The sequence below is a fragment of the bacterium genome (genome assembly GCA_040753085.1).
GTDB lineage: Bacteria > UBA9089 > JASEGY01 > JASEGY01 > JASEGY01 > JASEGY01.
This window is the reverse complement of the sequence record JBFMHI010000061.1, coordinates 1-14,605: the sequence shown is the minus strand read 5'-3', so window position 1 is coordinate 14,605 and position 14,605 is coordinate 1. Positions and strand designations below refer to the sequence as shown.

Annotated in this window: 17 protein-coding genes, 1 tRNA gene and 2 pseudogenes; 15 read left to right on the top strand and 5 right to left on the bottom strand. The window is 47.1% G+C overall.

The genetic code is table 11. From position 1 onward, the window contains the following. A partial coding sequence (locus AB1797_07900) for a hypothetical protein (protein MEW5767536.1) occupies positions 1-197 on the top strand: 197 nt, incomplete at its 5' end. 655 nt (positions 198-852) lie between these two features. On the opposite strand, the gene AB1797_07895 is transcribed toward AB1797_07900, so the two are convergent. After that, positions 853-1,140, bottom strand: a complete 288-nt coding sequence (locus AB1797_07895; GenBank protein MEW5767535.1) for a hypothetical protein — start codon at positions 1,138-1,140, stop codon at positions 853-855. Positions 1,141-1,242: 102 nt separating this feature from the next. On the opposite strand from AB1797_07895, the pseudogene AB1797_07890 reads away from it, so the two are divergent. After that, positions 1,243-1,416, top strand: a pseudogene (locus AB1797_07890) (helix-hairpin-helix domain-containing protein). A gap of 76 nt (positions 1,417-1,492) precedes the next feature. On the opposite strand, the gene AB1797_07885 reads toward AB1797_07890, so the two are convergent. Further along, positions 1,493-1,569 (bottom strand) — tRNA-Gly (locus AB1797_07885). Positions 1,570-1,745: 176 nt separating this feature from the next. Here AB1797_07885 and tssA point away from each other — a divergent pair. The 12 genes and pseudogenes from tssA to AB1797_07825 all read left to right on the top strand — a co-directional run bounded on the left by tssA (position 1,746) and on the right by AB1797_07825 (position 9,096). Continuing rightward, on the top strand, positions 1,746-3,356 hold the full coding sequence (gene tssA / locus AB1797_07880) for a type VI secretion system protein TssA (GenBank protein MEW5767534.1): 1,611 nt from the start codon (positions 1,746-1,748) through the stop codon (positions 3,354-3,356). Between the two features lie 24 nt (positions 3,357-3,380). After that, positions 3,381-3,881 carry a type VI secretion system contractile sheath small subunit gene (gene tssB / locus AB1797_07875; protein MEW5767533.1) on the top strand — a complete coding sequence of 167 codons (501 nt, stop codon included), beginning with the start codon at positions 3,381-3,383 and terminating at the stop codon, positions 3,879-3,881. 102 nt (positions 3,882-3,983) lie between these two features. After that, positions 3,984-5,441: a type VI secretion system contractile sheath large subunit gene (gene tssC / locus AB1797_07870; GenBank protein ID MEW5767532.1), complete on the top strand. Its 1,458-nt coding sequence runs from the start codon at positions 3,984-3,986 to the stop codon at positions 5,439-5,441. Between the two features lie 245 nt (positions 5,442-5,686). After that, the gene (locus tag AB1797_07865) at positions 5,687-6,172 is read left to right on the top strand and encodes an Hcp family type VI secretion system effector (protein ID MEW5767531.1); all 486 of its coding nucleotides are present in this window, start codon (positions 5,687-5,689) and stop codon (positions 6,170-6,172) included. 159 nt (positions 6,173-6,331) lie between these two features. Then, positions 6,332-6,526 (top strand): hypothetical protein, encoded by a 195-nt coding sequence (locus tag AB1797_07860; protein MEW5767530.1) that lies wholly within the window; start codon positions 6,332-6,334, stop codon positions 6,524-6,526. A 99-nt stretch (positions 6,527-6,625) separates the two neighbouring features. After that, positions 6,626-6,916, top strand: a complete 291-nt coding sequence (locus AB1797_07855) for a PIN domain-containing protein (GenBank protein ID MEW5767529.1) — start codon at positions 6,626-6,628, stop codon at positions 6,914-6,916. A gap of 159 nt (positions 6,917-7,075) precedes the next feature. Next, a pseudogene (locus AB1797_07850) lies at positions 7,076-7,318 on the top strand (type II toxin-antitoxin system HicB family antitoxin). Positions 7,319-7,555: 237 nt separating this feature from the next. After that, positions 7,556-7,816, top strand: a complete 261-nt coding sequence (locus AB1797_07845) for a hypothetical protein (protein MEW5767528.1) — start codon at positions 7,556-7,558, stop codon at positions 7,814-7,816. Beyond that, entirely contained in the window at positions 7,813-8,199 is a 387-nt protein-coding gene (locus AB1797_07840) for a retropepsin-like aspartic protease (protein ID MEW5767527.1), read from the top strand. Before AB1797_07845 ends, AB1797_07840 begins: the two co-directional genes overlap by 4 nt. Positions 8,200-8,420: 221 nt before the next feature. Then, positions 8,421-8,681, top strand: coding sequence for a type II toxin-antitoxin system RelB/DinJ family antitoxin (locus AB1797_07835; protein MEW5767526.1), 261 nt, complete (start codon positions 8,421-8,423; stop codon positions 8,679-8,681). Next, on the top strand, positions 8,681-8,950 hold the full coding sequence (locus AB1797_07830; protein MEW5767525.1) for a type II toxin-antitoxin system YafQ family toxin: 270 nt from the start codon (positions 8,681-8,683) through the stop codon (positions 8,948-8,950). The genes AB1797_07835 and AB1797_07830 overlap by 1 nt, the downstream gene beginning before the upstream one ends. Continuing rightward, positions 8,947-9,096, top strand: coding sequence for a hypothetical protein (locus AB1797_07825; protein ID MEW5767524.1), 150 nt, complete (start codon positions 8,947-8,949; stop codon positions 9,094-9,096). The genes AB1797_07830 and AB1797_07825 overlap by 4 nt, the downstream gene beginning before the upstream one ends. 290 nt (positions 9,097-9,386) lie before the next feature. Here the strand turns inward: AB1797_07825 and AB1797_07820 are convergent, their stop codons facing one another. The 3 genes from AB1797_07820 to AB1797_07810 all read right to left on the bottom strand — a co-directional run bounded on the left by AB1797_07820 (position 9,387) and on the right by AB1797_07810 (position 13,340). Continuing rightward, positions 9,387-11,336: a LysM peptidoglycan-binding domain-containing protein gene (locus AB1797_07820; GenBank protein ID MEW5767523.1), complete on the bottom strand. Its 1,950-nt coding sequence runs from the start codon at positions 11,334-11,336 to the stop codon at positions 9,387-9,389. A gap of 89 nt (positions 11,337-11,425) precedes the next feature. Then, complete coding sequence (locus AB1797_07815) at positions 11,426-11,701, bottom strand: type II toxin-antitoxin system HicB family antitoxin (GenBank protein MEW5767522.1); 276 nt, start codon at positions 11,699-11,701, stop codon at positions 11,426-11,428. Positions 11,702-12,080: 379 nt separating this feature from the next. Then, positions 12,081-13,340 carry an N-acetylmuramoyl-L-alanine amidase gene (locus tag AB1797_07810; GenBank protein ID MEW5767521.1) on the bottom strand — a complete coding sequence of 420 codons (1,260 nt, stop codon included), beginning with the start codon at positions 13,338-13,340 and terminating at the stop codon, positions 12,081-12,083. A 519-nt stretch (positions 13,341-13,859) separates the two neighbouring features. Here AB1797_07810 and AB1797_07805 point away from each other — a divergent pair. Next, positions 13,860-14,072, top strand: coding sequence for a cold shock domain-containing protein (locus AB1797_07805; protein MEW5767520.1), 213 nt, complete (start codon positions 13,860-13,862; stop codon positions 14,070-14,072). Positions 14,073-14,605: the final 533 nt, after the last annotated feature.

The window sequence follows — 14,605 nt, the reverse complement described above, 5'->3', positions numbered from 1 at the left end:
AGTGCAAAAGTATAGTAACACCAGAAGGTCTAAAAAACAACCTTCAAAATACAAGGGGCGTATTGTCTCTTCGGCCAAAACTGTTACCACTTTTTAGGGCTGTTTCTGACCGAAATGAGACAATGCCTTATTATACCACTAAACGGAAAGAAGGTCAAGACCTTTTAGTTTCTCAGCTTTTTAAAAGTCAACCTTGACAAAATCGCAAAAGTTTAATATAATAGAAGTAGTAACTCGATCCTCGATGCTCGATCCTGGATACCGGACCCTTTACCAGCATCAAGGATCGAGCATCCAGCATCGAGGATCGAGCGTCGAGCACTCAGCATCATGTGATGAACGGTTACAAAGATGGATACCCGACAAAAGATAGAACTCCTGGGAGAGTCAGCCCAATACGATGTCTGCCTCTCTTCCTGTATGGCCGGAGGCAGAAAGCGCGATCCTTCTTCACCTCTTAATCGCTGGATCTATCCGGCGGTCTTACCCAACGGACGAACGGTGCCTATCCTCAAGATTCTGCTTTCCAATGCCTGCCAGAGGGGATGCCATTATTGCGCCCACAGGACCCAACGTGATTTCCCCAGACTTGGGCTCAGTGGAGTTGAATTGGCCTGGCTATTTATGGATTTGGTTCAGGCCAGGCTGGTGCATGGGCTATTTTTAAGCTCGGCTGTCTCTACTGGGGTCAATCAAACTATGGAGGAGATGATCAAGGCGGTGGAGATCATCAGGGAGAAATTTCACTTCCCTGGTTACATCCATCTCAAGATATTACCTGGCGCCGCCTTTAGCTATGTGAAGAGGGGAGTTGAACTGGCAGACAGGGTATCCTTAAACCTGGAGGCCCCCTCACCAAATCATCTTCAGAAGATTGCCCCTCAAAAAGATTTTTATCGGGACATCATAACACCCATGAAATGGATTAAGGGACTTATGCAGACAGGGGCGATTAGAAGTAGAAGTCAGACCACCCAATTTGTAGTGGGAGCAGCCGATGAGTCTGATCAAGAGATTTTGACGGCGGCTGATTGGCTTTACCGGGAGGTGGATCTTTACCGGGCATATTTCTCTGCCTTCCAACCGGTAGAAGATACCCCTCTGGAGAATCATCAGCCCACCCCACTTAATCGAGAGCACAGACTTTACCAGGTTGATTTCCTCTTCCGATACTACGGCTTTTCTCTTTCGGAGATTGTCTTCAATCCTGAGGGTAATTTACCCTTAAAATATGATCCCAAGATGGCCTGGGCCTTGGCCCATCCAGAAAATTTCCCTATTGAAATAAATAAAGCAGATGAGGGGGAACTCTTGAGAGTACCTGGCATTGGCCCTAAATCAGCCAAAAGGATAGTTGAAAAACGAAGGCAGGGGAAAATCTATCTTTTGAAAGACCTTTCAAAAATGAAGGTAGTTACCCAAAAGGCCGCCCCTTTTATTCTAATAAACGGAAAGCCACCGCTTGAAGTTCGACAACTTGAGTTTCCCAGGATGGAGCGGGAGACGGGACTCGAACCCGCGACAATCGGCTTGGAAGGCCGACACTCTACCAAACTGAGTTACTCCCGCTTTTAAAGCACGGTGAAAGTATATCCTGTCTTACCCGGCTTGTCAAGGAAAATCTTCATTATATTGAGAAGATACCTAAATTCTCCTTGACAGGTAACAGATTTAATATTATACTACATTCTACCTCTTCTCCTTTTTTACCCACGGCGTTATTCCAATAGTTGGGGGATGGATAAGTGAACAATATCTTTTCTGATCTCACCCAGGCCGGGGTTCAGCCCATCACTCCGGATAGTCCGGCCGGTAGCCTATTGGGAGTTGAAGATCCCGATTTTGAACAACTCCAAATAGAGATTCGCAAGCTGGACTCCCTTGCCAGAGAGCCGGTTGACTGGCATGAAGTAGTAAGATTAAGCGCCTCCATCCTCACCAAGAAATCCAAGGATCTACGGGTATTAAGCTATCTTTGTCTGGGGTTGTTTAATCAACAGGGCTATGCCGGCTTATCCCTGGGGCTGACCATCTGGCGAGATTTGATCGAAAATTTTTGGGAGACGCTTTATCCGGCCCTAATACGAAAACGGGGTCGCATTGCCGCTATTAGCTGGCTGTCAGAAAAAGTCGGGGCTAAGGTGGGCCAGGATAAGCCTGACCTGAAAGATAGGGAGGCCATCGATAAGTGTAATAACCTTCTTAAAAGAATTACAGAGCTATTAGATGACAGGTTGGCCGAAGATTCGCCAGGGCTTAGCCAGTTGCATCGGCCGATTCAGGAGCATCTTAAGACCTTAGAATCCTTAGCGCCGCCCAGGGAAGAAGAGAAACCAAAACCTCCGCCGGAAACCGTGGCCGAGACACCTCCGACCAAAGAAGGCCTAATTCGTCGGGCGGTCTCCTCTATTTTTAAGCCGGAAGAAATTACTTCGGTGGAGCAAGCCAATAAAGCTATCAAGGAGGCTCAGGGTATCATCCGCCGGGCGGCTTCCTTTCTGAGGGAAACCGATCCCACCCATCCGTTGTCTTACCGGATCAGCCGGGCTGTTTCCTGGATGGATATCAATTCTCTCCCCAATAACAATAAGGGGCGAACCCTCATTCCTCCTCCCCCTGAGAAGCCTGAGAAATACGAACAAGCCCTGGCCAATGGGAATGCCCAGGCTGTTCTGGCCGAGGCAGAGTCCCGTTTTCCTCAAGCCCTTTTATGGCTGGACTTGCAGCGATTTGTGGTTCAGGCTATGTCCGCCTTGGGCACTTCCTACCAGGAGGCACAACAGGCAGTCTGTGAAGAATTAAGGTCTTTTCTGTCCCGGCTTCCCGGATTAATCGAGCTTCAGTTTCAAAATGGCCTCCCCTTGGCCGGCGATCAGACAAGATTATGGGTCAAAAATGAGATATTGCCGGCTAAAGCAGGGGAAAGTCCCTCTGAGGGTAAGGCAGAGCCAGATCAATTAAAAGAAGCGGTAAAGAAAGCTGAGCGCCTTATTTCTGAAGGCAAATTACGAGAGGCGGTGGCCCTGTTACAGAAGGGATTAGCCCAACTACCGGTTCGACGGGACCAATTCTTATGGAGATTGAGCCTGGCCAAATTGTGTTTGGAAGCGGGACATCCCCAGCTGGCCATCCCCCAGCTTGAGTCCCTGGACGAAGAGAGTAACCGCTTTTCCTTGGAAGAATGGGAACCGGCTTTATCTCTCGAGGTCCTTCGCTCTTTGTTGCAATGTCAATACAAAGTGATCGAAGAGTCGAAGAAGCGTCCACCCCCACCAGAGCTTACCGAACGGGCGAACCAGTTGTATGCTCGCTTATGTAGATTAGATGCGGTCTCGGCCCTGGAGTTTAAGGGCTAAAATCAGGAAGAAAGGAGGTGCTAAATGGCTAAAGAAGGATCAGTAGCCCCAAGAGAACGGGTGAATATCGTCTATAAACCCGCTACCGGTGGGGCGCAAGAAGAAATTGAGCTGCCGCTCAAGTTGGTTATGATGGGGGATTACACCCTCCGTCCTGATGACACTCCCTTGGAAAATCGCAAGGTAATCAACATTGACAAGGACAACTTCAACGAGGTGATGCGCAAGCAAGAGCTAGGGACAACCATAAGTGTGGCTGACCAGCTTTCAGGTGAGGCAGGGGCTCAAATGGCGGTTAACCTTAAATTTAATACGCTTAAGGATTTTGAGCCGGAATCGATGGTCAACCAGGTGCCGGAACTTAAGAAGTTGCTTGAGCTTCGGAATGAACTCACCGCCCTGAAGGGTCCCCTGGGGAACATCCCTGCCTTTCGTAAAAAAATCCAGCAAATACTTGGCGATGAGACGGCCCGGGAACGTCTGCTCCAGGAATTGGGTGTAGGAGAAGAAAAGGCCGGAGATTAATTATCAACGTTCAATTTTTAATTGATAATGGTTCATTGTTAATTGATAATTATCTTCTAAGGAGGTGAAAAAATGCCAGAAGTCGAGGAACAACCCCAAGTGATGGCTGAAACTACTGAAGAAGAGGCTAGATCACTCCTTGACGAGATATTACAGGAAACAAAGCTAAAGCCAACAGAAGAAGGTTATGATATTGCTCGTCGTGGGGTAGAGGCCTTTATTACTGAGCTTCTCAAGCCGGCCAGAAAAGAGGAAAAGGTTGATGCCCGCTTTATTGACCAGATGATTGCGGAAATTGATAAGAATCTCAGTAGGGAGGTGGACGAGATTCTTCATCATCCAGACGTTCAAAAGCTAGAATCAGCCTGGCGTGGTCTTAAATTAGTGGTGGACAGGACTGACTTCCGGGAGAATATCAAGATTCAACTCTTGAATGTCTCTAAGGATGAACTCTTGGCGGACTTTGAGGACTCCCCTGAAATTCCCAAATCAGGCCTCTACAAACTCATATATACGGCTGAATATGGTCAATTTGGTGGTGAGCCAGTGGGGGCAATGATAGCCAACTATGAATTCGGGCATAGACCTCAGGACATTGCTCTGCTTCAGAATGTGGCCAGTGTAGCGACCATGGCCCATACGCCCTTCATTGCGGCGGCTTCACCAAAATTCTTTGGGGGAGATGACTTCCTTAAGCTGCCCAACCTGAAAGACCTGAAGGCCATCTTTGAGGGTCCCCAGTATATCAAGTGGCGATCATTTCGTGAGTCGGAAGACGCCCGATACGTTGGCCTGACCTTACCCCGGTTTCTACTTCGCTTGCCTTATCATCCGGAAAGCAATCCGGTTAAGGCCTTTAATTACGAGGAGACGGTTACTGATGCCCACGAAAAGTATCTGTGGGGTAACTGCTCTTATTCCTTTGCCACTCGCCTGACCGATAGTTTTGCTAAATATCGGTGGTGTCCGAATATCATTGGGCCACAGAGTGGTGGGGCAATGGAGGATTTACCCTTGCATCAGTTTGAATCCATGGGCGAAATAGAGACCAAGATTCCGACGGAGGTCCTTCTCTCTGAACGCCGGGAGTTTGAGTTGTCTGAAGAGGGCTTTATTGGCCTGGCTATGCGTAAAGGAAGTGACAATGCCGCCTTCTTTTCGGCTAATTCGACTCAAAAACCCAAGTATTTTGGTCAGAGCAAAGAGGGGAAAGAGGCGGAAACCAACTACAAACTGGGCACCCAGCTACCGTATATCTTTGTTATCTCTCGCCTGGCCCATTACATTAAGGTGCTTCAGCGGGAGCAAATCGGCAGTTGGAAGGAACGCGGGGATCTGGAGCGCGAATTGAACAACTGGATCAGGCAATATGTGGCTGATATGGATAATCCGGCCCCTGGTGTGCGGAGTCGGCGTCCACTACGGCAGGCCCAGATTACGGTTGAAGATGTGGAAGGCGAGCCGGGCTGGTATAAGGTAGATCTAAAGGTCCGTCCGCATTTTAAGTATATGGGGGCCTTCTTTACCCTCTCGCTGGTGGGTAAACTTGATAAGTCGTAAATTAATACAAACGCATTATATAAAATGTAGGGCAACCCTTTAGGGTTGCTTGATGCAAGGCTAAAGCCTTGCCCTACCTATAAAAATATTTATTGCGTTTGTATTAGTGTCTGGTGGTCTGGTGGCTGACAAATACCAGACCCCCAGGCTGCCAGACCGCCAGGATTCAGAGGCCGGGTTCGGGATTTTCTTTAATCCGCAATCCGAAATCCGAAATCCGAAATTAAAAAAGGAGGTATGTTGCTATGCCAATGCCGTTCCATATGGAACCAACCGGGAAGAATCAGGGCAAGATCGATGGGTCTTGTGAGCAAAAAGGAAGGGAGGCCACCATTCTTTGTGAGGCCTTCAAACATGAGGTCCGTATTCCGCGCGATCCTCAAAGCGGTTTGCCAACCGGCAAACGGGTCCACGAGCCCCTCACTATTACCAAGATGTATGATAAGGCCTCACCGAAGCTTTATCAGGCCCTGTGTACCGGCGAGCGTTTCTCCGACGTAACCCTCAAGTGGTATCGGATAGACCCTTCCGGCATGGAAGAACACTATTTTACCATCAAGCTGGAGAACGCCATCATTGTCTCGATGAGGCCCTGGACGCCTAATTGTCTTGATCCGGCCACGGAGAGCTTTCAGCATATGGAGGATGTTTCTTTCACCTATGAGAAGATCATCTGGACGTGGGAACCGGATGGAATCGAGAGTGAGGATTCCTGGTTAGTGCCGGTATAAGTTAGTTTCGAGTTTCAAGTTTAAGGTTCTGAGGTAGCCTGGTGTCTGGCGGATTTAGGGCCAGTTGCCAGGCTACCGGTTAAACACACCCCCCTATCTAAGTGTTATACTTAATTAAATTATGGTAGATTTATGCAATAATGATAAGGAGATTATTTGATGATGCCTGCTATGTTAGATTTATCTTCATTGCCCAAAGAGGCAAGAACTGAACTTATTGATTTTTATCAGTTTATCAAATTAAGATATCAGAAGATTGATAAAAAGCCTAAAAAACGAGATATTTCAAGGTTAATTCCCCGTACAGTTCCCTCGTTCAAACCTCTAAAAAGAGATGAAATTTATGATCGCTGAATATTTTCTCGATTCGAATGTTATCCTTTACGCATATCTTGACGATGACAAGAACAAGAAAGCACGTGCCCAGGAAATCTTGCATTTACCGATTGTTGCATAAGTTCTCAGGTTATCGGGGAAGTATGTTGCAATCTTATCAAGAAGGCTGGCTTCTCAGAAACAGAGGTGATGGAAATAATCGATGAGTTTTATAGACTTTATCAAGTTATACCTATAGATCGTGATATTTTCCATGAAGCATCACACCTCCGTTCGGTTTATTCATTCTCTTATTGGGATAGTTTTATTGTATCCGCTGCTATCGAAGCAGGGGTTAATACCCTTTATTCAGAGGATATGCAGCACGGCTTAAAAATTAAAGGATTAACAATTATCAATCCCTTCTAAGGCAAAGAACTTTTAAATACCTGAATATCCTAACCAGCAGGTGAAGACGGACGGCGGGGAAAAGACCCCGCCGCCGTTTACCCTATATCGTTGGGCGCGACCGAGCTTGTAAGACCTAATTGATTACTGTATAAAAACTATAGATATAGAGAGGTGTTTGTGGCTATTCATTTTGTAATAAGTGATTATGTAAATTGTGCTATGGCTCAAGCCGAGTACGATAAGTTGGAAGATGGAACTTTTTCAGGTCGCATTCCTTCATGCAAAGGAGTAATTGCATTTGGCTTAACCCTTCACGAATGTGAGGACGAGTTGCGGTCGACTCTGGAGGAATGGTCGCTGGTAGGCTTTAAGTTAGGTCATACTCTCCCCATCATAGATGGTATTGATTTAAATAAGAAGGCTGCAAATGCGTATCGCAAAGGCTGTGAAGGATCACAGTCGGGCTGTCCCACAAGGGCCGCCTTTGAGATGCTTGAGCTGTATGGGGGGAAACTTCCATGTACAGTTCTTAGGGGGGAATGGGGCTGAAAGGCCCCTGACCTACCCGATCCGCTGAACTTCAAAGCTACCCAATTTTGATGTTCAAGCAGCCGACCGGGAGAGATGGTAATCTATCATTGTCAAGGAGTAATCGCTATGCAGTGGCAAGCTATCCGAACGCACTATCCAAACCAATGGCTCCTGCTTGAATCCCTCAAAGCCCATTCGGAAGGCGACAAGCGCATCCTGGATGAATTGGCCATTCTGGGGACATTTCCCGACTCAGTAACGGCCTTGCAGAATTACTCTCAGCTTCACCGTGAAGCGCCCGAACGAGAGTTATACGTCTTTCACACAAGCCGGGAGGTACTCGACGTGGTTGAGCGGCATTGGCTGGGTATCCGGAGAATTCGATGAGGATTCAACTCCGAGACGGTTTACCGTACATCACCGCCAGCATTGGGTATCATGGCCGGCAAGTACAGCTCCAGAGTGTCTTGTTGGATACTGGTTCGGCAGGGAGCATCTTTTCAACCGACCGGCTATTGGATATCGGCCTTCAATATGAGCCAGATGATCTGGTGCATCGTATCCGCGGCATCGGCGGCGCTGAGTTTGTCTTCACAAAAATGGTTGATCAGCTTGCCTTGGGCGAGCTTCGGGTCAGTAATTTCGAAATAGAAGTCGGTGCCATGGATTACGGTTTTGAGATTGATGGCATTGTGGGCATGGATTTCCTGACCAAAATTGGTGCGGTCATCGATCTCGCCCGCTTGGAAGTGCTCCAATCATTGGCGTAGTCTCAGAACGTGGCCTAACACGCGCTTGCAGCCGATGCCCATCCTTGCGCTTTAAACTATCGTGCCCTGCCCGCAACGGTGTCAGTTTTTCAGGTGGGTCTTGCCCGCAATGGCGGGTGGGTGCGGCTGAAGCGCAAGCCGTTAGGCCCGCCCCCCGCACGCCAAGAGGCAGTTTGAACCTGTGCCCCAGATGTGATACAATTATCCGCCAGGAGGTTGATATGGCAAAAGAAGCGATGATACGAGCGCGAATAGAACCCCACCTCAAGGCAGAAGTAGAAGACATCTTCCAAGAACTGGGACTTTCCATCACCGAAGCCATCACGCTGTTTTACAAGCAAGTCAAGTTGAACAAAGGCTTACCGTTTGAAGTCCGTATACCCAATGAGACGACAGTGAAGACGTTTCAAGACACCGACGCGGGGCGCAAGATTGTTCGGACTAAAGATGCGCGAGACATGTTTAACAAGTTGGGACTGTGATGCGCACACCGAGCTATGCCCGACAATTTGAGCGCGATGTCAAACGAATGCAAAAACGCGGCAAAGACCTGCAAAAACTCAAGTCCGTCCTATCGAGCCTGATAGCGGAAGAACAATTAGCTGAACGATATCAAGACCACACCTTGATTGGAAACTACAAAGGCCGACGAGAGTGTCACCTGGAGCCAGACTGGCTACTGATTTACAAATTGGCCGGCAACAAGATCATCTTTGAGCGCACAGGGACACATTCTGATTTATTTGAATGAAAACTAATCCGGGCAAAGGCGGCCTAACGACCAAGGAATTCAAATCGATCGGAGCGGAGCATCGATTTGAATTCGGGGTTGAACTTGGCCGCTGCCAGGCATTATTCTCTTTTATTGAGGAATACACGGAAGGATTTTTTGGTTAACAATGGATGGTCATCAGGAGATTATTACAAAATTCAATCACATTTCTAATTCATACTGGTCTTTCGACAAACTCAGAACAGGCCTTGTCATGTTTCACTATACTTTTGCACTTTTTTGTAACTACTTGAAATACAAATACATTACAATAACCTCTCGCCATTCCCGCGAAAGCGGGAATCCAGTAATATCAAGACTTCTGGATTCCTGCTTGCGCAGGAATGACAAAAAGTGCAAAAGTATAGACTGGATAGTAACTCCTCAAGTTGTTTAGACTGAAGGCTGAAGGGTGTTAGAGGCTTTCGCCATTGTGGTAGCCGGGGATAGAAGCGCTTGAGTCGGGGATAGTTAATTTCTGCCCCACTCGAAGGCGATTGGAACGAAGGTAGTTGGCCTGCTTCAAGGTTTTCACAGAGACCCCATATTTATTGGCAATCTCCCAGAGGCTTTGGCCGCGTTCAACTATATGGTAGCTCGAAATAGAAGGGTTGGAGTTGGGGATAGTTAATTTCTGCCCGGCTCGAAGGCGATTTGAACAGAGATTATTGGCGTGCTTCAGGGCCTTCCAGGAAACTCCATATTTTTTAGCGATCTCCCAAAGACTTTCGCCCCGCTTAACCACATGAGTAGAAGCGCTCTGAAGGGGAGCCTGGGAGGAAGAAGCCGCTACTTTTTGCCGGACAGCAGGCGGAGAAGAGGAGACTGAGTCATACCCGGACGAGGAAGGGGCCACTTCAGGCTCGGGGCTGCCGGCCGTCGAGGCAATCGAATGCCCCGCTGCTCCGGGTATAACCAGCTTCTGGCCGGCTCGAAGAGAGTTTGACCGGAGACGATTAGCCCCTTTCAAGGTTTTGAGGGACACCCCGTATTTTCCGGCGATCTTCCAGAGGGTTTCGCCTCTTCTAACCACATGGTATCTCTTTTCTGGGGTGGTCTTGACATATATTTTTTCGGGGATGGTATCTACCTTAAAATAAGAAGCTAACACCCGGCTGGCTATCCTGGTTGCCTTGGTGCCATTATTAGAATGATTGACCACCATAACTGAGATAGCCACCTGGGGGTTAATAACCGGAGCATAGCCAATAAACCAGGTGCAAATCCCACGGGGATTGCCGCCGGTAAGGGTCCCTGTTTTTCCGGCCGCCTCTACCGGAAGAACAGGCTGGCCGTGTCTATAGAAGCTTCGCCGGGCCGTGCCTTCGGTGACGGTTTTTTGCATCATCCGGCTGAGATGAAAAGCTGTTTCAACCTTGATCGGCCTCCTCATTACCTGGGGCTGATGCTGAAAGAGCAGCTTGCCGGTATTATCTCTCACTTCAGCAAAAAGGCAAGGTCTGACCATTTGGCCATAATTAGCCACCGTCGCCGCTATTAGAGCGCCCTGTAGAGGACTAAGCATTACCTCACCAAAGCCTGCGCCGGCCCTGGCCAGGCCCTTGAGATTATAAGGAATAGTCGCCCTACTGGACTCTACAGAAAGGTCAAATTCGAGAGGCTCATCAAAGCCAAATTTCCGGGTATATTCCTTAAGGCTGGATGGGCCTAAAAGAGCCGCTACCTTACCAAAGGTAACATTACAGGATTTGGCCAGGGCTAAAGAGAGATCAATCTCCCCGTGTCTGACATATTTAGGATCGCTTAGTAAACATCCGTGGTTCCGATCAATCAAACTTCCTCTACAGTAGAACGGCGATTCAGGTCCGGCCACCCCTTCTTCCAGGGCAGCCGCGGCTGTAATCACTTTGAAAATCGAAGCCGCCGGATGTCTGGACCTCAAGGCCAGACTGTTGGCTAAATTGCACCTGTCATTATCCAGAGAGCAGGCATGGTTTCCTTCTCTATAGCTGGCCATAGCCAGGACAGCGCCCGTCTCTGGATTAAGGATAACTATAGAACCATACTTGATATTGTAGAGATTCAAGGCATGTTCAGCTTGCCTCTGCAGATCCGGTTGAATAGTGGCGATGGCTTTCTGCCCATCGTCCAGGGGAAGGGTGTAAAGGTGGGCATCCGGGTCAAAAGTAAGATGCAAGAAAGAGAGTTTACTGAGTTTCTCTTGCAGCCACAAGAAGGAATATTCCCCCTTTTCATCTGGTATGGTTAGCCGGGCGGAAAGTAATGACAAAGAGACGATAAACAAAAGAATTAGCTTCCGCCATTTCCGGCCATTCATCCGGAATGAATCAGTTTTTGGTTTCGAGTTTCGGGTTTCGAGTTTACCCTGTTTTTGACGATTCATCTGTCCCTCCCCTTATTTATAGCAGTAAGAACCATGAAACGGTTCACCATCGCTCATTTTATTGTAAGATCTTACGCCTTCGTATCTACTTAAGCCGCTAATTTCTCTTCGGGCCGACTCAGATATACATCTACATAGGTAAATAATAAGTCGGCAAAATCTGGGTTACCTAAATGGGTTAACATTGATCTCCTCTCAGGAACCTCCTTCCCTGCCTCTTGATAGGCGTCCAGGTTTATTTTTATGGCTTCGATGGCCGCAAGTTTAGCATCCGCAATATTTTTTCCATATGTAACTATAGCTAAGTCAGGCACCTGGACCGAAAAACCCGCCTCAGTTTGTTCCAACATAATAATAAAACGCACTATTTAACCTCCCGTTGTAATCGTTCACCACAGAGACACGGAGAATGATTTGTAACCGTTCAGGAGGTAATGAAAGTTGAGGGGAAATTTTTGTAACTATTCAGCTTTTAAGGCATAAAGACACAAAGATTACCAATAATAGCACACAGATTACACGGATGAGACGGATTGACACGGATAAAAATTTATTAGAAAAAATCCGTGAGAATCCGCCAAAATCTGTGTCATCCGTGTGCTATTCTATCATTCTCTTCGTGGCTTAGTGGCTGAACGGTTACAATGATTTTAGATTTTTCTCAGTGTCTCTGTGTCTCCGTGGTGAGGTGAACGGTTATCGTTTGGGCATATTAAACCATCGCGGGGCCTCCCACCGCATGTATTATTCTATCGGGATCCGAAGTTTCTGCCCCACCGAAAGACAGTTTAAATCTTCAAGCTGATTTTCTCTTTGAATGTTTTGGAGTGAAACCCCATAGTTTCTGGCTATTTGTTCCAAATTCTCTCCTGATTTGACCACATGAATTTGGGGAACCACCCCAAGATATTCACTAATTCCCCTGGCCATAACTTCGGCCAGTTGGGAGCGAAATCCATCAGTGCCCAGCAGTCTTTCTTCCTCATGATTAGAGATAAAGGCCGTCTCAACCAGGATAGAAGGGATATCCACTGATCTTAGCACCACGAAATTAGCCCTTTTTACCCCCATATTTTTCGTCTTGCCAATAGTTCCTATATAGTCGCTCACTATTTTGGCGGCAATAGTGCTTTCGTTCATCGTATTAGTCTGGGCCAGATCGAGGAGGATCTTGGTTAACATATCGTTTTCCTCTTCTACCACATGCCCCCCGACTAAATCGGCCGCGTTTTCGTATTCGGCCAAAAGTTCTGAAGACTCATCTGAGGCCCCTTTCAGAGATAGGATGTAAACACAACTGCCGTTACATCTGGTGGAAGGGTTGGCATTGGTATGGATACTGACAAATAAGTCTGCCTCCACCTCTCTGGCTGCCTGGATTCTTTTTCTTAAGGGAAGAAAGTAGTCTCCCTTTCGGGTCAAATAGACTTTTAAATTAGGTATCCGGTCAAGTCTTGATTTAAGTTTTTGGGCTATATCCAGAACGACCTCTTTTTCTTTCAGATAGTTCTTCCTGCCTATGGCTCCGGGATCCTCTCCACCGTGTCCAGGATCAATAACGATAGTCTTCATTCCCTTCTTACCATCAGATAAGATAGGCGGAGGCTTCTCGCTCGTTTCAAGCTTGAAACAATCAATAACCAGCCGATTTGGTTTTTCAGCGTAGGGTGGGAGGGCAAAAAGACGGAAGCTGGTCTCTTTCATTAACTCGAGCTTCACCCTCACTCTACCACTTTTAGTTTTTGAGAGTTTTACCTCTTCTACTCTTCCATCTTCTATTAGCCATCTTTTTTCTTCAATCTCCATCTCGATCTCAGCCAGGTCAATGATCAATTGGGGGGCAGGCTTCAGGATAGAATATTGAACCGGCTGGGTAAGATCGAGGACAACCCGGGTATGATCGGGGGCGCTCCAATAACGAATGTCGGTAAGTTTAGGTTTGGCCCAGGTTAGAGTCGGAACAAAGACAAGACATAAGATCCATAAGGTGAGGTGTCTAAACATAGCATAGTCCTTTAGACGATAGTCAGTAGACAGTAGTCAGTAAGGAGCAGTTACTGACTACCACCTCCTATTATTTTTTTCGGCTTTTTACGATGATTTATTTAGAGCATACTTCTCACCAACAGCATTTTATCATACCAGATTTTCCCATAAAAATCAAGTTAAAACTTATTTCTTCTTAAAAAAATTTGTAACTCCTCAGCCGCCGAGACACAGAACTACAGCAGTCTTCACATCTTAGGAGCAGCTATATGTCGGAGGCGGGGCTTAGCTATAAAAAAATCCACAGATTACCCAGATTTTCACAGATTTTAGAATAAGGGGACACAGAGAAGGACTTGACAATAATATAAAACTATGATAAGATAGCCCCTAAAGTTGTTGGCAGTCGTTCTAATCCGTAGCAACACCTTTGTAAGTTGTAAATACTGATTGTGTTTCAAAACTAACAAAGAGCTCTTTAAGAAGCTGGTTTGGAGCGCCCTGCCCTAATTGAATCAGAAAGGAGGAGTATTAATCATGGCAGAGCGTGAAACCGGTGTTGTTAAATGGTTCAACACCTCTAAAGGCTATGGCTTTATCGAGCGCGATAAAGGGGAAGATGTTTTCGTGCATTATAGTGCCATTGCAACCCAGGGCTATCGTTCTCTGGAAGAAGGTCAGCGGGTAGAATTTACGGTTGCCGCGGGACCGAAAGGTCCTCAGGCCCAAGACGTGACAACCCTTGATTGAAAGACATAGCGCGGTAAAGCTGTAACCAAATCATTAGAGTGTGGCTAAGATTCGTGGGAGCACAGATAGATCAAGCAGTTCTGGTAAACTTCCCGCTGGTTTTGAACCGGCGGGAAGTTCATTCCACCAGTGGAGCGAGATCTTAGCCACACTCAAAACATTTAGTCGATGATGTCAATAGAACAAAAGCCACGGTCTTGATCATCATTTCGGCCATTTATAACTTAAATCGCGAATCGCGGATTGCGAATTGCGAATTAAAAAATAGGTAACCGTTCAGGGGGGTAATGAAAGTTGAGGGGGAATTTTTGTAACTATTCAGCCCTTAAGGCACAAAGACACAAAGATTACCAATAATAGCACACGGATTACACGGATGAGACGGATTGACACGGATAAAAATTTAGTAACCGTTCAGCCACAGATGCACACAGATGAAACACGGAAAATCCGTGAGCCGTGTCCGTGATTCGGGTCTGTCCTTAGGCTGTAGGGACAACCCTTGTGGTTGTCCGTCTACAGAACGGACATGG